We start from the raw sequence: 22,775 nt of genomic DNA, 5'->3' as shown, positions 1-22,775 counted from the left end.
GCGAGCAACAAGGCAGAGGCGAGGCGAAAGACGTCGCGGAGGGTGATGATCGGGGAGGGAGCTTGGTTGCGGCTTTGAGGGAGGGAGGAAGCCGTGACGGCTACTCCTTGAGCTGGATGCGTGGACCGGTTTCGGCCCATGAATGGGAACCAGGATCGCACCCGTGCTGTTTAACTGGAAGACGCGCGGAAGCGCCGATAACAGGGACGCCGATCGCGGGAGAGCCGGCCTATCTCGGCAATGACGATCGGTCTTTCAGTTCACCTATGGAGGAGCACGACATGCAAACGACCCGATCGAAAGAACTGGCGGATGAATATCTGCGGCTTGGCGGCAAACGGCTGGCCAAGATCGATGACAATATCGTCAAGATCCGCCACTGGGAGGATGACACGCCGGAGGCCGAGGCTTTCTGGCAGCAGAACATTGAGCCGCTGGATGAGCGGCGCCGCGTAGAGGTCGAAACGCACCTTCCCACGATCAACGACAGGTGATCGCGAATCAACGACGGGTGATTTGCAGCGATTTCCCGGAAGCCACTATCGAACGCGCCGGCTGTTCCGTCCGCGCCAGTGCGACAGGCGGATCGTACATCCGTCCCTACGAGATCGCTAGGGAAGCGCGTCAATGAAGTTTTGATCCACAATATAGAAGTGTTTGCCAACCCTGCTGACGCTGAACGGCCAGTCCGAACCAGGATAGAGATTGACGCATTCTTTCTTTTCCGAGCACAATTTTTGGGTTCGCTGTTGCCAGGCGGCGGATTGCTCGCCGCTCGGCAAGGCAATCTCATCACCCTCATCGTCACAAGCGTCGTGGATGTTCGCAGCACGGCGGCGATCCGGCCGCTCAGGTCTTCGTCACCTTCGACTAGCAGTACGCACATGGGGCAGGGCTTTCCTCTTAGGGATTACGCGAAACTATCGGGCCGAGCTTAACTCAATCTGAACGGAGAGATTCAGGCAGACGAGGGGCGGCGCCGGCTAGATTGCGGCCATTGCTGAAGCAAGGAGCAGATATATGCCTGATGAAGACAACGCGCATCCCGAGGGCACTACGCCCGTGCCGCCGGCACAACGCCGGCGCCGGCTGGCGGTTCCCATCGCCGCCGCAGCAGCACTTGTCATCGGCGTTGCCGGGGCGGCGGCGTCATGAAGATGATGCGGCCCGCACCCGAGATGGCGCCGCTGACGCCGGTGGCGATTTCGGCCATGCCGGCATCGAGCCTCATCACCATCAAAGGCAAGGTCGCCGAGATCTACGGCAACAAGTTCATCTTGCAGGACGAGAGCGGCAAGGCGCTTGTCGAAACCGGCCGGGCCGGCGAGGCGGCGCGCTCGTTGCCCAGGGCGAGGCCGTCACCATCCAAGGACGCTTCGACGATGGATTCGTGCATGCGAGCTACCTCGTTCGCCAGGACGGACGAACCGAAGCGCTGCGCCTGCATAAAGGCCCGCCGCACAGACGACTTGAGGATTTCGATCACAGGCCCTGACGGGGCATGAACCAAAGCCGCGCTGCGGTGTTTACTGACGTGCTTCTCAATTCCGGGAAAGGAACTTCCCATGCAAAGACTTCTCCTCTCAGGCCTTGCTCTTACGGCCCTGGCCGGCACCGCCTTCGCCCAACAACCGCCGGCTCCGCCATCGGCCGAGACTCCGCCCGCAGCGACCGACCCAGCCTCGCCACCATCGCCGCCTCCGCCACCGAACCCGCCAGCTCCCGGTAATGACGACCGGATGACGGGCGAGCCGGATGCTCGGCCAGGAGATCGCCCCGATGACCGGTGGCATGGATCGAGGGGCGATATGGGTTTCCGTGAGGACAGGGGTTTCCGCGGCGACAGGGGCTTCCGTGGTTTCCGCGGTCATCGTCTACCTCAGCCGTCCAAGGCCGCCCATTTCCGGATCGAAGACGGGGACACCCGGATTGATCTGAAATGCGCCGAGGACGAACCGATGAAGGCCTGCGCCGACCTGCTGCTCCAGGTCATGGACCGTCTTCAAGGCCAGGACTGACCTTGAACATCCCGGCATGCCCGGATGCTGGACGGTGATGCGACCGCCCGGCGTTTGCCCGCGGGCGGCGTCGCCTCCTTCGGCAGCATTGACGACGAGCCGATTTGCCTTTAGCTGTGACGCCATGAAAATCGCAATGGCTTTGGCAGTGGTGATCGGGCGCATGGTCAGGATGGTGTAACCATCCGGCGAAAGCACCCATGCGCGGTAAGCAGGCTCCTGACGGGGCCTTTTTTTATGCCCTGAATCCGGGCGCGGCCTCGTCGGACTTTCCAGACATCGTCACACTGATCAAGGAACGGAACCATGAGATCCCGTCATTCCATCGACACCCCGCGCGCGCAGATGACCGGCGCGGAAATCGTTCTGCAGGCGCTGAGGGACAATGGCGTCACGCATATATTCGGCTATCCCGGCGCTGCCGTGCTGCCGATCTACGACGAGCTTTTCCAGCAGGAAGACATCCGCCACATTCTGGTTCGCCATGAACAGGGAGCCGGTCATGCCGCCGAGGGATATGCTCGCTCGACGGGCAAGGTCGGCGTCATGCTGGTGACCTCCGGCCCCGGCGTCACCAATGCGATCACGCCTCTCCAGAATGCCTTGATGGATTCCGTGCCGCTCGTCTGCCTGGCCGGCCAGGTGCCGACGACGCTGATCGGGTCCGATGCGTTTCAGGAATGCGATACCGTCGGCATCACCCGAGCCTGCACGAAACACAATCGGCTGGTCGGCGACGTCAACGACCTCGCGGCTGTTATCCACGAGGCCTTTCGCATCGCCGGATCAGGCCGGCCCGGGCCCGTTCTGGTCGACATGCCCAAGGACGTGCTGTTTGCGAGCGGCCATTACATGCCGCCTGAGGCTGTCGCGCCGAGACCGAGCTACCAGCCGGACGGCTGCTGCGCCATTGGCGAGATCGAGGCTGCGATCGCTCTGATGGCTGCGGCACGCAGGCCGGTTATCTGCGTGGGCGGCGGCGTCATCAATTCCGGCCCGGAAGCGGTAAAACGGCTGCGCGAGCTCACCGATCTCACCGGCTTTCCCGTCACGTCGACGCTGATGGGGCTCGGCGCCTATCCTGCCTCCAGCCCGAACTGGCTGAAGATGGCGGGGCTTCACGGCTCCCATGAGGCCAACATGGCGATGCAGGACTGCGACCTCATGCTCTGCATCGGGGCGCGCTTCGACGGCGGGCTTGCCGCCAGCGTCGATGGTTTCTCACCGCATTCCCGGAAGATTCAGATCGATATCGATTCTGCCTCGCTCAACAGGGCCTCGCGCGCCGATATCGGTATCCGGGGCGATGCGGGGGGCGTGCTTGCCGAGCTCGTTCGTCTCTGGCGGGCGCTGCCGCGGGCGTCGGACCGGGCGAGATTGGCCGCGTGGTGGCGCATGATTGAGGAATGGCGGGCACGGCGATCGTTTTCCTATGCGACGCGCGAGGACGTCATCATGCCGCAATACGCCATCGAGCGGCTTTACGAGCTGACGAAGGATCGGGATACTTACATCACGACGGAGGTCGGCCGGCATCAGATCTGGGCGGCGCAGCATTACGACTTCGAGCAGCCGAACCGCTGGATCATATCAGGCGGCTTGGGGACGGTGGGATACGGGCTGCCCGCCGCCCTCGGCGTGCAGATCGCCAATCCCGGCAGCCTCGTTATCGATATAGCCGGCGACGCCTCCGTGCAGATGACCATGAAGGAAATGTCGGCCGCCGTGCAGCACAACGCGCCGATCAAGATCTTCATTCTCAACGGCGGCGATGAGGGAACGGCTCGGCAGCGGCATCACGCAAACCCGGATTTCGTGAAACTTGCGGAAGCCTATGGCGGACACGGTATTCGCTGCAAGTGGCCGGCCGAACTCGATGATGCAATCCTGGAGATGATCGCGGTGAACAGGCCTGTTCTGTTCGACTGCTGTGTTGCCGACAGCGCCCACTGGCATGACGCACCGTGGCACAGCGATCAGCTCTCATGCTGAGATGCGCAGGCCAAGGCCGTAGCCTCGAAGGAGGAGGGCAGGTGGCTCGGCGCTTATGACCACATCCATCGCCAGATGAACCGCCAGTGGCCACCCTCGTCCTTCGAGGCCCCTTCGGGGCACCTCAGGATGAGGGGGGAGGGAGGTCGCGCTTGTCTCATCGAGAGGTTCTGCGAGGCCACACGGCTAGATTCTGCATGGGGCGGGTTAGCGGCAGCCCGCTACAACCGCTCAGCAATCGATCGCCGGAAGCCGGAAGCGGCCGTATCAAGCAGGCCAGCTTGCGCCTTCAGCCGTCATTCCGGCGTCAATGCGATCTCGCTCAATATCTCCACAGGCGGAAACCGGACACAATCCGCGGCATCGAAATTTACCGAGAATTGCATCCGGTTTTCGTTCGCCCAGTCGATCGCGGCCTCTGAATTCGCCTTCGGCACTTTTGCGGCGATGGTGCAGTGAGGCACCCAGCTGCCGGGCCGATAGTGCTCGTGACAGTCTGCGGGATCGATCTCTTGGTGCAGTGCCGCGTGCAACTGGAAAAGCGTATCATCCGCGATCGGCCGCGCCCATAAGACGAGAAACTCGTTATCAAAATAACCAATGCCCGAAAAGTTTACGGTTACTGTCGACCGCGTGCGGAAAACACTCTTGAGCGCTTCGGCCAACCGATCGGATGCAAGCTTTTGATAGACGGCGAGGGTGAGATGCGGAGGATAGTTCAAAGCACGCATTGAAGCCGTCTCTTCGAATGCTGCGGCTTCATCCCAGAGCTTGAAAACCGGGGAGGCTGTCGTGTTCAGACATTTGAGGCTGATCCCATAGGGCATTCGTGAGCGTTGTCCGGTCCATCCGCCTGAAATCTAAGCTGATATCGTACCGATGTCGAGCCGCGGGAATGGGTCACACGGGCAGGGCAGAGCCTCGAAGGCCACGGCGCAACGCTGTTCCTTGCATCAATCTTTGCCGCTATGCTGAGCGCCCGCCTCGTCCTTCGAGGCCCTGCGGGGCACCTCAGGATGAGGCTCTCTTGGGTGTTGGCGCCGGCTGCGGCGAGGGGCGGGATGCTCAGCTTTTACCGACTAGGTGAATGCCATTGATGCGATGTCTGACGGCCCTCTCGCTCTATTCCCGCGCCATCGCCCGCCAGGCGGCCGGCGGGGTGGCGAAGGCGCGGGAGAAGGCGCGGTTGAAGGCGGCTTCGGTGGCGTAGCCGGCGTCATCGGCGATCGCTGCGATTGGTCGGCCAGAGGAGGCGAGCGCGACACTTGCAAGATAGAGCCGCCAGTCCCTGATATAGCGGATCGGTGAGGTCGAGAGTATCGACTGGAAGCGATCGGCGAGCGCGCTGCGCGACAGGCCGGCGGCGGCGGCCAGGTGTTCCAGCGACCAGTCGCGTCTGGGCTCGTCGTGAATAAGGGAGAGACAGCGCGACAGCGCCGGGTCGGCGAGCGCTGCCAGCCAGCCGACCGATCGCGGTTCGGCCACCATGATCTGATGGCGCAGAATTTCGATGAAGATGATTTCGGTCAGCCGCGGCAGCATCGAGACGCCGCCGGCGCGCGGCCGATCGACCTCGTCGACCATCTGGCGGATGGTGGCGCGCAGCCAGTCGCCATCATTGGCGGCTCGGGTCCTGACATGGATCAGCCTGGGCAACGCCTGGCGCAGCGGCGCAAAGCTGAGCCCCTCCCACTGCAGATAGCCGCAGAGCAGCCGTACCCCCTGCACCGCCTCGCCATAACGAAGCACGGGGATTTCGCGCCACGGCTTTTGCGGCAGGTCGCGGGTCGGCAGCACCAGCATGCCGTCGCTTCCGGCGCCGAGTTGATGCCCGGTGCCAAAGGGAAAGACCAGCACGTCGCCCGTCTCGAGATCGGTCGCTTCACCTTCGGTTTTCAGCCAGCAATTGCCGGCGACGACAATGTGAAACGGCATCGTGCCCGAGGCCTTCGCCGAAAGGCCTGCCAGCGACGGTGCAGCGTCGGTCTGCCAGTCGCCAGTCGGCATGAAGCAAAACTGCAGCGATCCGGACAGGCGGATCGTCGACAGCAGCGCCGACAGCACGTCGTCGCGCGCGACACCCGCCGCGTCTGGATTTTCGGACAAGGCTTCACGCATTCCGGCCAAATACGCGCCCCGCGCATCCTCCTATCGTGAACAGGTCACTGCAACAGGGAGAATACTATGCAAACGCCAAGCGACAAACTGGTCGTGCTCGTCACCAAGGGGATAGAATCCGAACTGTCCTCCGTCGCCTTCACTATTGCCAATGGCGGCATCACCGCCGGGCTGAAGGTCTCGGTGTTCCTCACCAGCACCGGGATCGACCTTGTGCGCAAGGGCGGTCAGCGCATGACGCATATACCGCCGCTCGATCCGCTGTCGACGCTTATCGAGAATTTCCAGCAGCGCGGCGGCACGATCTGGGCTTGCCCGCCCTGCGTCACCGCACGCGGTTATACGCAGGAAGACATGCTCGACGGCGTCGTTATCGTCGGCGCCAGCGCCATGCATGCCGAGATCAAACAGGGCGCAGCGACGCTATCGTTTTAACGGGCTGCACTCGCCGGGCGAGGATCGTCTTGCGTCTGTATTTGCCGACCCGAGGCAGGCGCGAAGAAGTGTGTAGCGACTATTCTTGCGCTCGGCGATATAGTCGTGAGATTGTATCGATATACGTGCGATGCTGCATGATGCAGGCGGCGCGGGGGCTTCGATGATATCCGTGAGGGTCAATGAACTGATATCGGTGGCGGGGCAGCCCGATGCCGCCGGCTTTGCCGCATTTGCGGCAGGCGGCTTTGCCGGCGTCATCAACGCCCGGCCGGATGGCGAGGAGCCGGGGCAGCCCGGCAATGCGGCGGAAAAGGCGTCCGCCGCCGCCGCGGGGCTCGACTACAGCTTCGTGCCGGTGAAAGGGGCCGAGATCACCGAGGCCGATATCCGCGCCTTCCAGACGGCGATGACGCAGGTGAAGGGGCCGGTCGTCGCTCATTGCAAGAGCGGCACGCGGGCGCTGACGCTCTATGTGCTGGGAGAGGTGCTCGACGGGCGGATGCCGCCGGGGGATGTCGAGGCCTTCGGTCAAAACCTCGGCTTCGATCTTGCCGGCGCGCGCCGCTGGCTGGAAAAGCGGGCAGGGCAGGCGGCTGAGGTGAAGGCCTTCTTCGAGCCGCGCACTTGCAGTGTGCAATATGTCGTCGCCGACCCGGTGACGAAACGTTGCGCCATCATCGACCCGGTGCTCGATTTCGACGAGATGTCGGGCGCGACCGGAACGGCCAATGCCGACGCCATCCTCGCGCATATCGACAGCGAAGGGTTGACGGTCGAGTGGATCCTCGACACGCATCCGCATGCCGACCATTTCTCCGCCGCGCACTATCTCAAAGGAAAGACCGGCGCGCCGACGGCGATCGGCGCCCATGTCACCGACGTGCAGGTGCTCTGGAAGGAGATCTACAACTGGCCGGCACTCGAAACCGACGGCTCGCAATGGGACCGGATGTTTACCGATGGCGACACGTTCGAGATCGGCGGGCTCAAAGCCCGAGTGATGTTCTCGCCCGGCCATACCCTTGCCTCGGTGACCTATGTGATCGGTGACGCCGCCTTCGTGCATGACACGGTATTCACGCCGGATTCGGGCACGGCGCGCACCGATTTTCCCGGCGGCAGCGCCAGCGCCCTCTGGCACTCGATCCAGGCCATCCTGTCGCTGCCCGAGGAGACCCGGCTCTTTTCCGGCCACGACTATCAACCCGGCGGCCGTCACCCGCGCTGGGAAAGCACGGTAGCCGCCCAGAAGCGCGCCAATCTGCATATATCAGGCATCGACGAGGCCGGCTTCGTGGCGCTGCGCCAGGCGCGCGACCGCACGCTGCCGAAACCGAAGCTGATGCTGCACGCATTGCAGGTCAACATCCGCGGCGGGCGGCTGCCCGAGCCGGAGGCGAACGGGCGGCGGTATCTGAAGATACCGCTGGATGCGTTGTAGGAACGGAGCAGCGTTGCGGTGCGTGCTTCGAGGCTTCGCCCTCTCGGCTGCGCGCCTCAGCATAAGGAAGATCGGAGGGTGCCGCACCCACGACGGCGGGAACGGGAGGATCTTGTGTCGACGCTCAAGAGAGCCTCATCTTGAGGTGCGGAAGCCGAAGGCTGAAGCCTCGAAAGGCGAGGCGGGTGCTCCATTCGCAGAGCGGGATGCGTTTTTGGCAAGGAGCAGCGTTGCGGCGTGCTTCGAGGCTTCGCCCTTTCGGGCTGCGCAGCTCAGCATGAGGGAGGTTGCTGGATGCCGCGCCCACGACAGTGGGAATGGGAGGATGCTTAAGAGAGCCCCATCCTGGGGATGAGGATGCTGGCATTATACCGGCCGACAGCGCTCCGACGGTGCGTCTCCATTTTTCGCCCACCAGACCCAATCCTCCGCAATAATCATTGACGTCGTGCGGGCAGGCGACGTAACTGGGGGCGACGGTTCCCTGAAGATGACTCCAAGGGGATTAATAGGGAACGCGGTGAGGACGACCCAGTAAGGGACCGAGACCGTGGCTGCCCCCGCAACTGTAAGCGGATTGTCGATCATCTCAGGTGTGGCCAGCGATCGGTCATTTCTGAAGGGCTTATGGCCCGGCCACTGCGAGATATCGCGGGAAGGCGGATGACGCGACTTATATCCGCGAGCCAGGAGACCTGCCGTCAATCACGATCCAATCAACCGGGCGGGGATGCCCGGACAAGGAACAGACATGATTGACCTTCTGAACCTTCGCCGAATTTCGGCATGCATCCGTCTCGATTGGGCCTCCTGCGGTTAGTGCACGTGTCAGCGTGCCTTCGGCCGCGCGTGCGGCATAACCGTGCCTTTTCCTTCAATCGAGGTTTTCATGCGCCAGATTCTCGCCACCATGACATTTGCCTTCGGGCTGATCGGCCTTGCGGCACCGAGCCTTGCCGCCACCCAATATCCTTTGACCATCGCCAATTGCGGTGAGCAGGTGACCTTCCAGAAGGCGCCGTCGAAGATCGTTTCGATCGGCCAGGGCATGACCGAAATTCTTTTCTCGCTCGGCCTTGCCGACAAGATCGCCGGCACGGCCGTCTGGGTCGGTCCCGTGCTGCCGCGATATGCCGAAGCCAACAGCAGGATAAAGCGTCTCGCCGACAATGATCCGAGCTTCGAATCCGTCGTCGGGCAGGAGCCAGACCTGGTGGCGGCCGAGTTCGAATGGCATGTCGGTGCGCAAGGCTCGGTCGGCAAGCGGGAGCAGTTCCAGGATCTCGGGATCAATACCTATCTTTCGCCGGCCGATTGCGTCGCTAAGGTCAACACCGATGGCGGCGACGGCGTGCGTGGGGAGTTGTTCACGATGGAACTGATCTATCGCGAAATCGCCGAGCTCTCTGAAATTTTCGACGTGAAGGCGCGCGGCGATGCGCTGATCGCTGAATTGAAGACGCGCGAGGCCGATGCCGTCGCCTCGATAGCGGGCGCATCCGGCAAGAACCTGCCGGTCGTCTTCTGGTTCTCCAGCAAAGAGGTCAATGGTGACGCCTTCATCGCCGGCAAGAACAGTGCTCCGGCCTATATACTGAAGACGATCGGCGCGAAAAACGTCGTCACCACCGAGGAGGAATGGCCGCTGGTCGGCTGGGAAACCATCGCGCAGGCGAACCCCGCCGTCATCGTGCTCGCGACCATGGATCGGCGCCGCTACGCCGCCGACGATCCCAAGGTGAAGATCGATTTCCTCGAGAACGATCCTGTCACCAAGGAACTGGATGCGGTCAAGAACAGGCACTTCGTGATGATGGATGCGCAATCGATGAACCCGACGATCCGCACGATCGACGGCATCGAGACATTGGCGGAGGGCATCAAGTCCTTCGGCCTGTCGCAGTGAAGGCAATGTCGGCCAGGCGGCAGGGATGGTGGGCGCTTGGCGCGCTCACCATTGCTGCCTTTCTCCTTCTTGGGCTGATGATCAGCGTTGCGGTTTCGATCGGCGAGATCGCGATCCCGCTGGCGACGACGGCGGAGGCGGTCTCCAACCGGCTGTTCGGCACGCAATTCGAACTCAGCCGCATTCACCAGGGCATCGTCTGGGATTATCGGCTGAGCCGGGCGCTCGTCGCGGCCAGCGCCGGCGCGTCGCTCTCGCTCTGCGGCGCCGTGCTGCAGGCGCTGCTGCGCAATCCGCTGGCCGAACCCTATGTGCTCGGCATCTCCGCCGGCGCCTCGACGGGAGCGGTCTGCGTGATGATCCTCGGCTTCGGCTACGGTGTTCTCGGCCTGTCGAGCGGCGCCTTCATCGGCGCGGTCGTCGCCTTTCTGCTGGTCGGCTTCCTGGCGACGGGGGCAGGGGGAACAGGCGAGCGCATCATCCTGTGCGGCGTCGCCGGCTCGCAGCTCTTCAATGCGCTGACCTCCTACATCGTGACGACCTCGGCGAATGCTGAGCAGGCGCGCGGCATCCTGTTCTGGCTTCTGGGTTCGCTCAGCGGTGTGCGTTGGCCGGATGTCTATCTCTCGGTGCCGATCGCGCTTGCCGGCTTTGTCATCTGCATGGCCCATGTCCGGGCGCTCGATGCCTTCGCCTTCGGCACGGATGCCGCGGCCTCGCTCGGCATTGCCGTGCGCCGCGTCCAGATCCTGCTGTTCGGCCTGACGGCGGCGATGACGGCAAGTGTCGTCAGCATGGTCGGGTCGATCGGCTTCGTCGGCCTGGTCATTCCGCATGCCGCCCGCTTTCTCGTCGGGCCGGGCCATCGGCGGCTGCTGCCGGCAACAGCACTCGGCGGCGCGATCTACATGGTCGGCGCCGATATCGTCTCGCGCATCATCATCCCGCAGCAAGTCCTGCCGATCGGCGTCGTCACGGCGCTCTTCGGCGCGCCGGCCTTCGCCGTCATCCTCTATCGCGTGCGGAGGAGCGCATGAGCATTACGATCGACGCGGTGAGTTTTGCCGCCGGCGACACGGTCATCGTCAACGGCGTCAGCTTGACGGTCGAAAAGGGCAAGGTGCTCGGCCTGCTGGGACCGAACGGCTCCGGCAAATCGAGCCTGCTCAGGCTGATCTGCCGGCTGCGCAAGGTCCGCAGCGGCGTCATCCGGCTGGGCGAAGACGATATCGCTTCGCTGTCGCGTGCCGCCCTTGCACGGCGCATCGCCTTCGTCGAGCAGCAGTCGACGACCGAGACGCAGCTGACCGCGCGCGACGTGGTGCGGCTCGGCCGCACGCCGCATCGCGGGCTGGTGTCGCCCTGGGGCGCGGAGGACGATGCCGCCGTCGACGAGGCCTTGTTACGGGTCGACATGCGGGAGCGGGCGGGCCAGCTCTGGCAGACACTGTCCGGCGGCGAGCGCCAGCGTGTCCATATTGCGCGGTCGCTGGCACAGGCGCCGGGCGAGTTGCTGCTCGACGAGCCGACCAATCATCTCGATATCCAGCACCAGCTCGACATTCTCCGGCTGATCTCGAAGCTCGGCATCACCTGCATCGTCGCGCTGCACGATCTCAACCTGGCGGCAATGTTCTGCGATAGTCTGGCGGTGCTTCAGAAGGGCGAGGTCGTCGCCGCGGGCGCGCCGGAGGAGGTGCTGACAGAGGATATGATCGGCAGGGTTTTCGGCGTTCGCGCCCATGTCCAGAAATCGGCCGTGCATGGGCGGCACCATATCCAATACGTGTTGGATTGAGGAATGGCCTTTTTCCTGGACTGGCGTATGATTTCCGAGGGCGCTTGCGCCCGGTCGAACGAAGTTTCGAGATGCTCGAACGAAATCAGTTTCCCCTGCGCCCTGTCGTTCCCGGCTTCGCTGTCGCCTGGGTCGCCATCATTTCAGGCGCTAGCGTCGCTCTCAGCCTGATTTTTGCCTGCGTTACGCCCTTCGTGGCCTTGGCGGCGGTATCGGCGGTTCTTCTTCCCCGGCAGATGGCGGTGACGACGGTTTTGCTGGCCTGGCTCGCCAACCAGATGGTCGGATATTTCGTGCTCGGCTATCCCCAGACCTGGGACAGTTATGCCTGGGGGCTGGCGATCGGTCTTGCGGCATTCGCCTCCCTGGCGGCAGCGCTCGGAGTGCTTCGTCTTGCGGCCGGCCTGACCGTCACCGTGGCCGGCGCCTTCCTGGCCGGCTTCGTTGCCTACGAAGGCGTGCTCTTTGCCGCAACGGCGGTGCTTCCGTCAGGCGAGGGCGCGTTTTCGGCGTCGGTCGTGGCGAATGTCCTGCTGATCAATTCTCTGGCCGCGATCGGCCTTGTCTGCCTTCACGCCGGCGCGGCAGCCGGCCGTGCGCTCGTTGCAAGGCAGCCGGGACCGGCGCTGCCTTAGGCATAAAGACCTAAGATGCCGGAAACCGCATCACCTCCCGCAACAATGCAATGACCTCTAGGACCGACGGCCCTCTGACCGGTGGCGGTACTGCGCGTTCACAGAATTCGCGCCAGACGAACAGCGTCAGTTCCGCCCCGTCCGTTGTGGTGTCTCCCGGTCCTTCTGCGAAATTCCCGAGCAGGCGATATCGGCTGTCCTTCCAGAACAACTCCTCCACCCAGTCATATATCGGGATGATATGAAAATGGATCGGATAACCGGGCATGTGCCCGTATCGGCCGATATAGACGCGCTGAGCATTCAAGTCTCGTTTCAGGGCGCTCTGAGCCCTAGCGAGCAAGGGGCCGAATTCGCTCAACGCCTTTTCGGACAAATCCGAGAGGTCGGTCGTGTCGGTCTTGGAGCCGATCATGAGATAGCCGGGAAGGGCTGAGTTCACACGGTGGTTCACAAGCCATCCCGCGGTCTCGGCGACATGAAAGTGCTGAGGGATCTCCAAACACGCCTCTTACCGCTTTCGCAAATCGATATTGCGACGCCGGAGAATAGCCGGTTTTGTGAGGGCCGCAACGGCGGTTCCCACAGATTGGCCCGGTTAGCTTTCGGCTTCGCGGCGGCTGTTATCCGCGTGGGGGCCTGTTACGAACAGGCGGCAATCGGCAAGGCGCTGAAGTGAAATGGGCCGAAGACGGGTTGAGATCGTTGCCGGCAACGGCTATCTGGTTCCGACCTGCAAGCGGACCCTCCGCGAACGACAAGGCACATAGCTCCCATGATCCCCGACTTCCTCGTCACCCATTCCGGTGGCTTCCATGCCGACGAATTGCTGTCGAGCGTTATCCTGACCCGGCTTTTCCCGCAGGCGCGTATCGTCCGCAGCCGGGCGCCGGAATGGATCACGCCGGGGCAAGACCGCATCATTTACGATGTCGGCGGCGCCTATGACCCTGCTCGCGGCATATTCGATCACCACCAGCGCGGCGCGCCGATGCGCGAGGATGGCCAGCCCTACAGCTCGTTCGGCTTGATCTGGAAGCATTACGGCCGTGATTATCTCGCAGCCTCCGGCCTTCCCGAAGCCCATGCCGAGGCTGTGCATGGCTCTTTCGATGCCGGTTTCGTGCTGCCGATCGATCTGACCGACAATGGCGCGCTCAGCCCCTCAGGGCCGTTGGCGGGCTTGACACTGCCGGCGCTGCTGGAGACCCTGAAACCGGTTTTCGACGAAGCAGAACCCGGGGCCGACGATCGCGCCTTCCACGCAGCACTTGCCGTCGCCCGCAGTTTCGTCGAGGCGAGGATCGCCCAAAGTGCCGCAAAATTGCGGGCCGAGGCGATGGTGCACCGGGCAATCGAAGCTGCAGGGCAGGGGCGTGTTCTGGAGTTGCCGCGGGGAATGCCCTTCCGTCCCGCCATCGTCAAGGCGGGCGCCGATCACCTGCTGTTCGTCGTCCACCCGCGCGAAAAGGATTGGTGCGTGACCGGCATCCGCCGCGCGGAGGAGGGATTCGAGCTCAGGGCCGATCTGCCGGCAGCCTGGGCCGGTCTTGCCAACGGAGAGCTTGAGGCGGTTTGCGGCATCGGAGGTGCGACCTTCTGCCACAACGGTCGCTTCATCGCCGCCGCCAGGACCCGCGAGGCGGCACTTGCCATGGCGGATTTGGCGGTCAAGGAGGCGCTTTCGATCGGGGTGTAACGGCCGTTATCCGCGTCGGGGTCACCTGATCTCATCTGCGTTCAGCTGACCCCAACTGTGAGGCGATTGACTTGCATCCGCGAAGGATTAAGCTTCGAGCCATAACAACCACCACCCACACGCGAGAGATAATGGAGGGTGTGAGTGGCTGGCGACCTTGAGGAGGATGAGGTTTGCCATGGATTATCGTGTTGTTCTGCTGATTGGTGCAACTGTGACTGCCCTTTTCCCCGGTTATGCCGGGGCGCAGGAGGGCGACCCGACGGCGGGCGCCACCGTTTTCAAGAAATGCGCGACCTGTCACGTGGCCGATTCCGATACGAACAAGGTCGGTCCGTCGCTGAACAAGCTGTTCGGCCGTAAGGCCGGAACGCATCCCAACTTCGCGTATTCCAGCTCGATGAAGGAAGCTGGCGAGGGCGGTCTCGTGTGGGATGAGGGGACGTTACGAGACTATCTCCACAATCCGAAAGCCAAGGTGAAGGGCACGAAGATGGCCTTCGTCGGGGTGAAGGACGATCAGGAGATCACCGATCTTATCGCCTATCTCAAGCAATATTCGCAGTGATGGGCAATACCCCAAATGACGGGTTCGCGGCCGGCGGCGCATGCCTAAATCGCCGTAATTGCCGATATTTTCTATCTGTGCGATAATAAAGACGGACTTTTTGCGGAATGCGGTTTCACGGGTCAACCTGCTCGAGGAGGAGCGGAAATGGCTGTCGTGCTGATCCTCGTCCTGATTGTCGTCGGCTCCGTACTGTTCCATGTGCTGAGCCCTTGGTGGTGGACGCCGATCGCGTCCAACTGGACCTATATCGACAGCACTCTTGTCATCACCTTCTGGATCACCGGCATCGTGTTCGTGGCGGTGGTTTCGTTCATGGCCTATTGCGTCTACCGCTTCCGGCACAGACCCGGCAACCGTGCGCATTATGAGCCCGAGAACCGCCGGCTGGAATTGATGCTGGGCGGGGGAACGGCGGTCGGCGTCGCGGCGATGCTGGCGCCCGGCCTGATCGTGTGGAACCAGTTCATCACGGTGCCTGCCGATGCCGCATCGGTGGAGGTCGTCAGCCAGCAGTGGCTGTGGAGCTTCCGCCTGCCGGGAGCCGACGGAAAGCTCGGCCGTGCCGAGACGCGCGACGTCAGCCCCGAAAATCCGCTCGGCCTCGACAAGAACGACGCAAGCGGCCTCGACGACGTCATCATCGAGGGCGGCGAACTGCATCTGCCGGTGGGCAAGCCGGTGCACATATTGCTGCGCTCCGTCGATGTGCTCCATGATTTCTACGTGCCGGAATTCCGCGCCAAAATGGACATGATCCCCGGGATGATCACCTATTTCTGGTTCACGCCGACGCGGACGGGGACTTTCGAGATCCTCTGCGCCGAACTCTGCGGCGTCGGCCATCCGCAAATGCGCGGTACCGTCGTCGTCGACGACGAGGCGGGCTACCAGACCTGGCTCGGGCAGCAGCAGACGTTCACCCAGTTGACGGCGTCATCGGCAGAGGTAGCGCCGGCGAATTGAACCGGCCGAAGGCCGCATGCCGGTTCAGGGAACCGAGGGAAGACGGCCGGAGGCCGCATCGGGGAAAGGGAAGAGAGATCATGGTCGAGATTCCATCCGGCAGCATTCCCTCCGCCGAAGTCGAGGATGTCGAACTTTATCATCCACACAGCTGGTGGACGAAATATGTGTTCAGCCAGGATGCCAAGATCATCGCCGTGCAATATTCGATCACCGCCATTTCGATCGGCCTGGTGGCGCTGGTGCTCTCCTGGCTGATGCGGATTCAGCTCGCCTTTCCCGGCTATTTCGCCTTCATCGATGCCGATCATTATTATCAGTTCATCACCATGCATGGCATGATCATGGTGATCTATCTGCTGACCGCGCTCTTTCTCGGCGGCTTCGGCAATTACCTCATCCCGCTGATGGTCGGCGCCCGCGACATGGTGTTTCCCTACGCGAACATGCTGAGCTACTGGATTTATCTGCTCGCGGTGCTGATCCTCGCCGCCGGCTTTTTCGCGCCCGGCGGCCCGACGGGCGCCGGCTGGACGCTTTATCCGCCGCAGTCGGTTCTCTCCGGCACCCCAGGCGGCAAGGACTGGGGCATCCTGCTGATGCTCACCTCGCTGATCGTTTTCATCATCGGCTTCACCATGGGCGGGCTGAATTATGTGGTGACGGTGCTGCAGGGCCGGGCACGCGGCATGACGCTGATGCGGATGCCGCTCACCGTCTGGGGCATTTTCACCGCGACCGTGATGGCGCTGCTCGCCTTTCCGGCCCTCTTCGTCGCCTGCGTCATGATGCTGTTCGACCGCGTGCTCGGCACCAGCTTCTTCATGCCCGCCATCGTTGAGATGGGCACGCAGCTGCAGCATGCCGGCGGCAGCCCGATCCTGTTCCAGCACCTGTTCTGGTTCTTCGGGCATCCCGAAGTCTATATCGTTGCGCTGCCGGCCTTCGGCATCGTCTCGGATCTGATCAGCACGCATGCGCGCAAGAATATCTTCGGCTACCGCATGATGGTCTGGGCGATCGTCATCATCGGCGGCTTGAGCTTCGTCGTCTGGGCGCATCATATGTATGTCAGCGGCATGCACCCGGCCTTCGGCTTCTTCTTTGCCACCACGACGCTGATCATCGCCATTCCAACGGCGATCAAGGTCTACAACTGGGTGCTGACACTCTGGCGCGGCGACATCCATCTGACGCTGCCGATGCTGTTTGCGCTCGCCTTTATCGTCACCTTCGTCAATGGCGGGCTGACCGGCCTGTTCCTCGGCAATGTCGTCGTCGACGTGCCCCTATCGGATACGATGTTCGTCGTCGCGCATTTCCACATGGTCATGGGGGTCGCGCCGATCCTCGTCATCTTCGGGGCGATCTATCACTGGTATCCGAAGGTCACCGGGCGGATGCTGAACGACATGCTCGGCCATATCCACTTCTGGATCACCTTTCTCGGCACCTATGCGATTTTCTTTCCGATGCATTATCTCGGCCTGCTCGGCGTGCCGCGCCGCTACTTCGAGATGGGCGAGACGGCCTTCGTTCCGCCTTCGGCCCATACGCTGAACATCTTCATCACGGTGATGGCGCTGATCGTCGGGGCCGGGCAGATGGTCTTCCTGTTCAATCTGGTCTGGAGCCTTTTCCGGGGCAGGGAGGCCGGCGGCAATCCGTGGCGGGCGACGACGCTCGAATGGCAGACGCCGCAGACGCCGCCCGCCCATGGCAACTGGGGCAAGGATCTGCCCGTCGTCTACCGCTGGGCCTATGACTACAGCGTGCCTGGTGCGGCTGAGGATTTCATCCCGCAAAATGTGCCGGCAGACGGCGGCGTCACGCGGGAGATTCCGGCATGAACGTCACCCTGGTCTTCCTTGCCGCAGTCGCCACCATCATCATCTGGTGGCTTTCCGGGCAGCGGCTGACGTCGAAGCCCTGGCTGGAAACCGGGTCGATGCAACTGCCGGTTCGCGAGGGAGCCGACCGGCACCCGATGCCGGCGGTGAAAATCGGCCTTTTCGTGTTTCTCGGCGTCGTTGGCGCTCTCTTCAGCCTTGCCGCCAGCGCCTATTTCATGCGCATGGCGTCGGCGGACTGGTGGGCCACGCCGGTTCCGCGGCTGCTCTGGGTGAACAGTGCAGCACTCGCCTTGAGCAGTGCGGCGCTGGAATGGGCCAAGCGAGAAGCGCGGCACGGCCGCATGGAGGGGCTGCGGCCGGCGCTTGTGACAGGACTTGCGCTTGCGGTCTTCTTCCTCGTCGGGCAGATCCAGGCATGGCGGGAGCTGACGGCGGCCGGCTACATCCTCACCGACAATCCCGCCAACAGTTTCTTCTACATGCTGACCGGCCTGCATGGATTGCATATCCTCGGCGGGCTTGCCGTGCTTACCCACACGACGGTCAGGGCGTTCTCAACCGCTGTTGCGTCGGAGAGGCTGTGCCTCAGCGTCGATCTCTCCGCCATTTATTCGCATTTCATGCTCGCCGTCTGGCTCCTGCTCTTTGCGCTTTTTGCCGGCTGGGCGAATGATTTCGTCGATCTCTGCCGCACGTTGTTGAACTAGGGCTGAAGAGGAGGTTGCAGATGGCACAGACGATCGAGACGCACGGCGAACCAGGTCTCAGACCGTCAGGCCTGCGTGGTGTCGCCGCCGATTTCAGCTCGGATCAGCGCGCCTTCAAGACCGCCTCCTGGGGCAAGGCGATGATGTGGATCTTCCTGCTCAGCGACACTTTCGTCTTCGGCTGCTTCCTGATCGCCTACATGACGGCCCGCATGTCGACGCCCGTTCCATGGCCCAATCCGAGCGAAGTTTTCGCGCTTCACATCGGCGGGCAGGAGGTTCCGTTGATCCTGATTGCGATCATGACCTTCGTGCTGATCTCGAGCAGCGGCACCATGGCGATGGCAGTCAATTTCGGCTATCGCCGCGACCGCCGGGTGACCGCGATGCTGATGCTGCTGACGGCACTTCTCGGGGCCTGCTTCGTCGGCATGCAGGCCTTCGAATGGACCAAGCTGATCACCGAAGGCGTGCGGCCCTGGGAGAATCCCTGGGGGGCGGCGCAGTTCGGCTCGACCTTCTTCATGATCACCGGCTTTCACGGCACCCATGTGACGATCGGCGTCATCTTCCTCCTCATCGTCGCCCGCAAGGTCTGGCGCGGCGATTTCGACGTGGAACGGCGCGGCTTCTTCACCAGTCGGAAAGGGCGCTACGAGGCCGTCGAGATCATGGGCCTCTACTGGCACTTCGTCGATCTGGTCTGGGTCTTCATCTTCGCATTTTTTTATCTGTGGTGAGGTCGTCATGAGCGAGACAACAGCGCATGGGCAAAGCCCGCATACACAGGCCCTGCACGCACAGGATCACGGGCAGCAGCATCCGATCGGGCTCTATTTCTTCGTCTGGGGCCTGCTCTTCGTGCTCAGCGCCTTTTCCTATATGGTCGATTATCTCGGGATCCAGGGTTATCTCCGGTGGACGCTGATCCTGCTGTTCATGATGCTGAAGGCCGGGCTGATCGTTGCCGTTTTCATGCACATGGCCTGGGAACGGCTGGCGCTGGTCTACGCCATTCTGCTGCCGCCGCTGCTGGTGCTGGTTTTCGTCGCGCTGATGGTATCGGAAGCCGACTATACGATCTTCACCCGGCTGGCCTTCTTCGGTGCCACGCCTTAGATATCGATCATCGGGTGCGACTATCTCCACCGGAGCAATGATGGCCGAGATTTTGCTGTTCCACCACGCACAAGGGCTGACGCCTGGAGTGTGCGCCTTCGCCGACGAGATCAGGGCAGCCGGCCACATCGTGCACACGCCTGATCTGTTCGACGGGCGCATATTCCCAAGCATCGAGGAGGGGCTCGCCCATATCGGCGAGATCGGTTTCGACGCCGTCAGGGAGCGCGGCGTCCGGATCGCCGACGAACTGCCTGGCGAACTGGTCTATGCCGGCTTCTCATTCGGCGTGCTGCCGGCGCAGAAGCTGGCGCAGACACGGCGCGGCGCCCGCGGGGCTCTGCTTTTCTACTCCTGCCTGCCGATCAGCGGCGAATGGGCCTTCGGACCCTGGCCGGACGGCGTCGCCGTCCAGATCCACGGCATGAATAACGATCCGATTTTCGCAGGCGAGGGTGATATCGACGCCGCCCGCGAGATCGTGGCGAAGGTCGAGGATGCGGAGCTTTTCCTCTATCCCGGCGATCAGCACTACTTCGCCGACAGTTCGCTGCCGTCCTATGACGCGGAGGCGACCGCGCTCCTGACTGCCCGGGTGCTCGCGTTTCTGGATCGCGTCTGATCCTGGTGGCCGCCGACCCCAAAAAAATCCCCACCTAAAAACACGTCCTAAACCATGATGGAGGTCGCGCCGGGTGACGATCTCGGCAATGATGGCTGTCTATCCGCCAATCCGAAGCTCGCCAGGCCATGCTGTTCATTCCGCTTCCTTTCGTCGTTGCTGTTCTGCTGCTTATCCTGTTTGTCACCGTTCTCAGGCGTGAAGAGGAGACGGCGCCGAACCGACCGTTTCTGGCGCTGATCCTGCTGAGCGTGCTGCAATCCCTCCTCTCCGGCCTACGCTGGGGCTACGGGATCCAGGCGGTTGCCGTGATCGCGCCCATTATCGCGGCGATGGTACCGCCGCTGGCCTATGGCGGGGTCTCCCGGCTGGTGAGGACGAGCCGGCGGTCGCTGCCGGCGCGGATTGCGCTGCATGCAGTGCCCGCCGCGGTCATTTTTCTGCTGATGGCGTTCTGGCGCGATGCGATCGATATCGCGCTGGTGCTTATTTTCGTCGGTTATGCCCTGGCCATCCTGCGTCTGATGCGCCCGGGCGCGGATGCGCTGCGGCTGGCGCCGTTCGAGGGCGCGGTGCCGGCCTATCGGGCAATCATCTTCACGGCGGTGGCGCTCTGCCTGTCGGCCTCGGTCGATATTTTCGTCTTCTTCGACTTTACCTGGGCGCATGGCGAGCATGCCGTGACGGTGATCAGCGTCAGCAACCTTGCCGCCCTCATCATCCTCGGCTTCGCGGCGGCCGCCGCCAGCCGAAGCCGGGCGCCGGCCGAGGCGGCGGAGGTAGCACCCCGACCAGAGACGAGCGAGGACAAGACGAGTGAGGACAAGACGAGTGAGGACAAGGAGACGATCGCCACGGTCGATGCGCTGATGGAAGCAAAGAAGCTCTATCGTGACGCCAATCTCAATCTCGACCGGCTGGCCCGCAAGACCGGCATTCCCGCCCGCCAGATCTCGGCGGCGATCAACCGGGCGATGGACAAAAACGTCTCTCAATATGTCAATGATTACAGGATCGGCGAAGCCTGCAGGCTGCTTGCCGGCACCGAAAAACCGGTGACCGAGGTAATGTTCGAGGTCGGCTTCCAGACCAAGTCCAACTTCAACCGCGAGTTTCGCCGGGTGACGGATATGACTCCGGTTGCCTGGCGGCAGAAGAAGGCGGCGTTTCCTCGACAATAGATGGGCTGTAGTGGCCAGCCACCCGCCCTCGTGGTTCGAGACGGCCCCCGGGCCTCCTCACCATGAGGGCTAATTGTTATGCTCTGCGGCTGGCCTATCGGCGGCAGGGCACCGCGTTCTCCAGCCATACAAGCCGCGCCCTCTCTCCGCCCTCATCCTGAACCGCCCCGCAGGGGCCCCGAAGGACGGGGCGGCCACCGGCGCTCAAACGCATCGGCATGCCACCCGCCCTCGTGGTTCGAGACGGCCCCCGGGCGTCCTCACCATGAGGGCTAATTGTTGTGCCCTGCGGCTGGCCTGTCGGCGGCAGGGCACCGCATTCTCCAGCGATACAAGCCGTGCCCTCTCTCCGCCCTCATCCTGCGGCGCCCCGCAGGGGCCTCGAAGGACGAGGTCGGCCACCGCGAGTACACAATCGCGATCGAGGACTGCCTGGATCGTGTTCGAGGTCGCGATTTCTGCCGGGGTTGGCGATGTTTGCCGGCATGAACACGACATCAGAACATGACCGAGACCTTGCCGCCAAGCTCAGATCGCTTTCGATCGAGCCCGCGGCCTTCGAGACCGAGCCGCTGAAGCCTCATGCCCGGCGGCGCATGATCCCTGGCGCAATACTCCTCCTTGCGGCGACGGCATCGCTGGCCGCGGTTCTCTTCAACGGCGCCGAGACGCTGAAGCGCGTCGAGACTGCGCTTGCGGGGTTTTCAGGCAGCGATCGTGCGATATCCGCCGATGCGGTGGAAGCGCGGGCCAGCGACGATGCCGCTGTTGAGGGACTGCGGACCTTGACCGAGAATGGAGCGACGAGCACGGCTGCGTCAACCCGTGAGGTCACCGGCTCCGGCTACGTGGTGGCGCCCGACACCGCCACCGTCTTTTCCAAATATGAGGGCCGGATCGCCGCCGTCGAGGTCGAGGCGGGCGACAAGGTCGCGGTGGGGCAGGTGCTGGTGCGGCTCGATGATGCCGGCGCACGATTTTCGCTTCGGGGCGCGGAAATATCGGGGCGGGCAGCGGCATTGGCGGTTGATGCAAGGACTATCGAACTTGCGCAGGCGCGCTCGTCGTTTGCCCGCACCGAGCGGCTCGCCGGGCGTGATGCCATGTCGGCGCAGGCGCTGGAGGAGGCGAAAACGGCTGTCGACAAGGCCGAGAACGCCGCCCTGCAGGCACGGCAGGATATCGAAAAGGCAGAGCTCGAGAGCGAGAAGGCACGCGAGCAGGTGGAGGCGCTGACCGTGCGGGCGCCGATCTCCGGCACTGTCACGCGGCTCGACGCCCATGTCGGCGACACGGTGCTGTCGCGCGAGGACAGCGTGCGGGAGGATGAAAGCCTGCTCGCCATTACCGACACGGCGAGCCTGGTTATCGATGCCGATGTGGCCGAGGCTAATATCGCGCTGATGCGGCCGGGCCTCTCGGGCGAGGCGGTGCTGGACGGCTTTCCCGGCCAACCCTTTGCGATCGAGGTGTCGAAGATCGCGCCGGTCATTTCGCGGGAGAAAGGGACGGTGACGCTGCGCCTGTCGCTGACCTCGCCACCGCCTGGCATGCGGCCTGCCATGGCGGCGCGCATCCGGCTGGTGGTGGGGGAGGAGGCGGGTGTGGGTGCGTCTGCCGCGGGTGCTCATCACCCGCCCTCGTCCTTCGAGGCTCCGGCCTTCGGCCTGCACACCTCAGGATGAGGGCTGGTTGTTGTGCCGTGTGGCTAGAA

The 22,775-nt window shown here is 63.0% G+C and carries 21 protein-coding genes, 2 pseudogenes and 1 riboswitch; of the genes and pseudogenes, 20 read left to right on the top strand and 3 right to left on the bottom strand.

The annotated features are described in order from the left end of the window. Window positions 1-281: 281 nt before the first annotated feature. The 4 genes and pseudogenes from AMK05_RS13610 to ilvB all read left to right on the top strand — a co-directional run bounded on the left by AMK05_RS13610 (window position 282) and on the right by ilvB (window position 4,010). A complete protein-coding gene (locus AMK05_RS13610) occupies window positions 282-494 on the top strand; it encodes a hypothetical protein (RefSeq protein ID WP_064839206.1) in 213 nt (70 codons plus the stop codon). Window positions 495-1,020: 526 nt separating this feature from the next. Then, window positions 1,021-1,495, top strand: a pseudogene (locus AMK05_RS13605) (hypothetical protein). Window positions 1,496-1,565: 70 nt separating this feature from the next. Further along, window positions 1,566-2,018 (top strand): hypothetical protein, encoded by a 453-nt coding sequence (locus tag AMK05_RS35565; RefSeq protein WP_082935657.1) that lies wholly within the window; start codon window positions 1,566-1,568, stop codon window positions 2,016-2,018. Between the two features lie 345 nt (window positions 2,019-2,363). Next, a complete protein-coding gene (ilvB, locus tag AMK05_RS13595) occupies window positions 2,364-4,010 on the top strand; it encodes a biosynthetic-type acetolactate synthase large subunit (RefSeq protein ID WP_064841372.1) in 1,647 nt (548 codons plus the stop codon). 296 nt (window positions 4,011-4,306) lie between these two features. Here the strand turns inward: ilvB and AMK05_RS13590 are convergent, their stop codons facing one another. Together AMK05_RS13590 and AMK05_RS13585 are read right to left on the bottom strand one after the other, a co-directional pair. Next, window positions 4,307-4,837 carry a 2'-5' RNA ligase family protein gene (locus AMK05_RS13590; RefSeq protein WP_064839202.1) on the bottom strand — a complete coding sequence of 177 codons (531 nt, stop codon included), beginning with the start codon at window positions 4,835-4,837 and terminating at the stop codon, window positions 4,307-4,309. Window positions 4,838-5,132: 295 nt separating this feature from the next. Then, entirely contained in the window at window positions 5,133-6,128 is a 996-nt protein-coding gene (locus tag AMK05_RS13585; protein WP_064839199.1) for an AraC family transcriptional regulator, read from the bottom strand. Window positions 6,129-6,194: 66 nt separating this feature from the next. Between AMK05_RS13585 and AMK05_RS13580 the strand changes: the two genes are divergently transcribed. From AMK05_RS13580 to AMK05_RS13555, 6 genes are all read left to right on the top strand, one after another. Continuing rightward, window positions 6,195-6,563: a DsrE family protein gene (locus AMK05_RS13580; RefSeq protein ID WP_064839197.1), complete on the top strand. Its 369-nt coding sequence runs from the start codon at window positions 6,195-6,197 to the stop codon at window positions 6,561-6,563. Between the two features lie 163 nt (window positions 6,564-6,726). Further along, window positions 6,727-8,007 carry a bifunctional sulfur transferase/dioxygenase Blh gene (gene blh, locus AMK05_RS13575; protein WP_064841371.1) on the top strand — a complete coding sequence of 427 codons (1,281 nt, stop codon included), beginning with the start codon at window positions 6,727-6,729 and terminating at the stop codon, window positions 8,005-8,007. Between the two features lie 460 nt (window positions 8,008-8,467). Continuing rightward, a riboswitch (cobalamin riboswitch) is annotated at window positions 8,468-8,724 on the top strand. Between the two features lie 172 nt (window positions 8,725-8,896). Beyond that, the gene (locus tag AMK05_RS13570) at window positions 8,897-9,913 is read left to right on the top strand and encodes an ABC transporter substrate-binding protein (RefSeq protein ID WP_064839195.1); all 1,017 of its coding nucleotides are present in this window, start codon (window positions 8,897-8,899) and stop codon (window positions 9,911-9,913) included. Window positions 9,914-9,918: 5 nt separating this feature from the next. Then, complete coding sequence (locus tag AMK05_RS13565) at window positions 9,919-10,950, top strand: FecCD family ABC transporter permease (RefSeq protein ID WP_190237321.1); 1,032 nt, start codon at window positions 9,919-9,921, stop codon at window positions 10,948-10,950. Then, entirely contained in the window at window positions 10,947-11,711 is a 765-nt protein-coding gene (locus AMK05_RS13560) for an ABC transporter ATP-binding protein (RefSeq protein WP_064839191.1), read from the top strand. The genes AMK05_RS13565 and AMK05_RS13560 overlap by 4 nt, the downstream gene beginning before the upstream one ends. A 71-nt stretch (window positions 11,712-11,782) precedes the next feature. Continuing rightward, window positions 11,783-12,346, top strand: coding sequence for a hypothetical protein (locus tag AMK05_RS13555; protein WP_064839189.1), 564 nt, complete (start codon window positions 11,783-11,785; stop codon window positions 12,344-12,346). Window positions 12,347-12,356: 10 nt separating this feature from the next. Here the strand turns inward: AMK05_RS13555 and AMK05_RS13550 are convergent, their stop codons facing one another. Further along, window positions 12,357-12,848, bottom strand: coding sequence for an HIT family protein (locus AMK05_RS13550; RefSeq protein ID WP_064839187.1), 492 nt, complete (start codon window positions 12,846-12,848; stop codon window positions 12,357-12,359). A 273-nt stretch (window positions 12,849-13,121) separates the two neighbouring features. Between AMK05_RS13550 and AMK05_RS13545 the strand changes: the two genes are divergently transcribed. From AMK05_RS13545 to AMK05_RS13500, 10 genes and pseudogenes are all read left to right on the top strand, one after another. Further along, window positions 13,122-14,045: an MYG1 family protein gene (locus AMK05_RS13545; RefSeq protein WP_064839185.1), complete on the top strand. Its 924-nt coding sequence runs from the start codon at window positions 13,122-13,124 to the stop codon at window positions 14,043-14,045. 178 nt (window positions 14,046-14,223) lie between these two features. Further along, window positions 14,224-14,613 carry a c-type cytochrome gene (locus AMK05_RS13540; RefSeq protein WP_064839183.1) on the top strand — a complete coding sequence of 130 codons (390 nt, stop codon included), beginning with the start codon at window positions 14,224-14,226 and terminating at the stop codon, window positions 14,611-14,613. A gap of 147 nt (window positions 14,614-14,760) precedes the next feature. After that, a complete protein-coding gene (locus AMK05_RS13535; protein WP_064839181.1) occupies window positions 14,761-15,579 on the top strand; it encodes a cytochrome c oxidase subunit II in 819 nt (272 codons plus the stop codon). Window positions 15,580-15,659: 80 nt separating this feature from the next. Continuing rightward, on the top strand, window positions 15,660-17,429 hold the full coding sequence (locus AMK05_RS13530) for a cbb3-type cytochrome c oxidase subunit I (protein ID WP_064839178.1): 1,770 nt from the start codon (window positions 15,660-15,662) through the stop codon (window positions 17,427-17,429). Then, window positions 17,426-18,139, top strand: a complete 714-nt coding sequence (locus tag AMK05_RS13525) for a cytochrome c oxidase subunit 3 (protein WP_064839176.1) — start codon at window positions 17,426-17,428, stop codon at window positions 18,137-18,139. Before AMK05_RS13530 ends, AMK05_RS13525 begins: the two co-directional genes overlap by 4 nt. Window positions 18,140-18,159: 20 nt before the next feature. Next, on the top strand, window positions 18,160-18,879 hold the full coding sequence (locus tag AMK05_RS13520) for a heme-copper oxidase subunit III family protein (protein WP_064839174.1): 720 nt from the start codon (window positions 18,160-18,162) through the stop codon (window positions 18,877-18,879). A 7-nt stretch (window positions 18,880-18,886) separates the two neighbouring features. After that, on the top strand, window positions 18,887-19,258 hold the full coding sequence (locus AMK05_RS13515; protein ID WP_064839172.1) for a cytochrome C oxidase subunit IV family protein: 372 nt from the start codon (window positions 18,887-18,889) through the stop codon (window positions 19,256-19,258). A gap of 40 nt (window positions 19,259-19,298) precedes the next feature. Next, complete coding sequence (locus AMK05_RS13510) at window positions 19,299-19,880, top strand: dienelactone hydrolase family protein (RefSeq protein ID WP_064839170.1); 582 nt, start codon at window positions 19,299-19,301, stop codon at window positions 19,878-19,880. A gap of 88 nt (window positions 19,881-19,968) precedes the next feature. Then, window positions 19,969-21,061, top strand: a pseudogene (locus AMK05_RS13505) (helix-turn-helix domain-containing protein). Window positions 21,062-21,546: 485 nt separating this feature from the next. Continuing rightward, window positions 21,547-22,746: an efflux RND transporter periplasmic adaptor subunit gene (locus tag AMK05_RS13500; protein WP_237352097.1), complete on the top strand. Its 1,200-nt coding sequence runs from the start codon at window positions 21,547-21,549 to the stop codon at window positions 22,744-22,746. The last annotated feature ends 29 nt before the right edge of the window (window positions 22,747-22,775 follow it).

Origin of the sequence: Rhizobium sp. N324, from assembly GCF_001664485.1 — a bacterium.
GTDB lineage: Bacteria > Pseudomonadota > Alphaproteobacteria > Rhizobiales > Rhizobiaceae > Rhizobium.
This window is presented reverse-complemented; position numbering and strand designations above follow the sequence as displayed.

What these genes read in the sequence shown, in the direction of transcription:
- AMK05_RS13585 (WP_064839199.1), bottom strand. Translation starts at nt 6,128, where the DNA reads ATGCGTGAAGCCTTGTCCGAAAATCCAGACGCGGCGGGTGTCGCGCGC.
- AMK05_RS35565 (WP_082935657.1), top strand. Translation starts at nt 1,566, where the DNA reads ATGCAAAGACTTCTCCTCTCAGGCCTTGCTCTTACGGCCCTGGCCGGC.
- AMK05_RS13570 (WP_064839195.1), top strand. Translation starts at nt 8,897, where the DNA reads ATGCGCCAGATTCTCGCCACCATGACATTTGCCTTCGGGCTGATCGGC.
- AMK05_RS13590 (WP_064839202.1), bottom strand. Translation starts at nt 4,837, where the DNA reads ATGCCCTATGGGATCAGCCTCAAATGTCTGAACACGACAGCCTCCCCG.
- AMK05_RS13525 (WP_064839176.1), top strand. Translation starts at nt 17,426, where the DNA reads ATGAACGTCACCCTGGTCTTCCTTGCCGCAGTCGCCACCATCATCATC.
- AMK05_RS13530 (WP_064839178.1), top strand. Translation starts at nt 15,660, where the DNA reads ATGGTCGAGATTCCATCCGGCAGCATTCCCTCCGCCGAAGTCGAGGAT.
- AMK05_RS13510 (WP_064839170.1), top strand. Translation starts at nt 19,299, where the DNA reads ATGGCCGAGATTTTGCTGTTCCACCACGCACAAGGGCTGACGCCTGGA.
- AMK05_RS13610 (WP_064839206.1), top strand. Translation starts at nt 282, where the DNA reads ATGCAAACGACCCGATCGAAAGAACTGGCGGATGAATATCTGCGGCTT.
- AMK05_RS13535 (WP_064839181.1), top strand. Translation starts at nt 14,761, where the DNA reads ATGGCTGTCGTGCTGATCCTCGTCCTGATTGTCGTCGGCTCCGTACTG.
- AMK05_RS13565 (WP_190237321.1), top strand. Translation starts at nt 9,919, where the DNA reads ATGTCGGCCAGGCGGCAGGGATGGTGGGCGCTTGGCGCGCTCACCATT.
- AMK05_RS13580 (WP_064839197.1), top strand. Translation starts at nt 6,195, where the DNA reads ATGCAAACGCCAAGCGACAAACTGGTCGTGCTCGTCACCAAGGGGATA.
- AMK05_RS13540 (WP_064839183.1), top strand. Translation starts at nt 14,224, where the DNA reads ATGGATTATCGTGTTGTTCTGCTGATTGGTGCAACTGTGACTGCCCTT.
- AMK05_RS13560 (WP_064839191.1), top strand. Translation starts at nt 10,947, where the DNA reads ATGAGCATTACGATCGACGCGGTGAGTTTTGCCGCCGGCGACACGGTC.
- AMK05_RS13520 (WP_064839174.1), top strand. Translation starts at nt 18,160, where the DNA reads ATGGCACAGACGATCGAGACGCACGGCGAACCAGGTCTCAGACCGTCA.
- ilvB (WP_064841372.1), top strand. Translation starts at nt 2,364, where the DNA reads ATGACCGGCGCGGAAATCGTTCTGCAGGCGCTGAGGGACAATGGCGTC.
- AMK05_RS13545 (WP_064839185.1), top strand. Translation starts at nt 13,122, where the DNA reads ATGATCCCCGACTTCCTCGTCACCCATTCCGGTGGCTTCCATGCCGAC.
- AMK05_RS13500 (WP_237352097.1), top strand. Translation starts at nt 21,547, where the DNA reads ATGAACACGACATCAGAACATGACCGAGACCTTGCCGCCAAGCTCAGA.
- AMK05_RS13515 (WP_064839172.1), top strand. Translation starts at nt 18,887, where the DNA reads ATGAGCGAGACAACAGCGCATGGGCAAAGCCCGCATACACAGGCCCTG.
- AMK05_RS13555 (WP_064839189.1), top strand. Translation starts at nt 11,783, where the DNA reads ATGCTCGAACGAAATCAGTTTCCCCTGCGCCCTGTCGTTCCCGGCTTC.
- blh (WP_064841371.1), top strand. Translation starts at nt 6,727, where the DNA reads ATGATATCCGTGAGGGTCAATGAACTGATATCGGTGGCGGGGCAGCCC.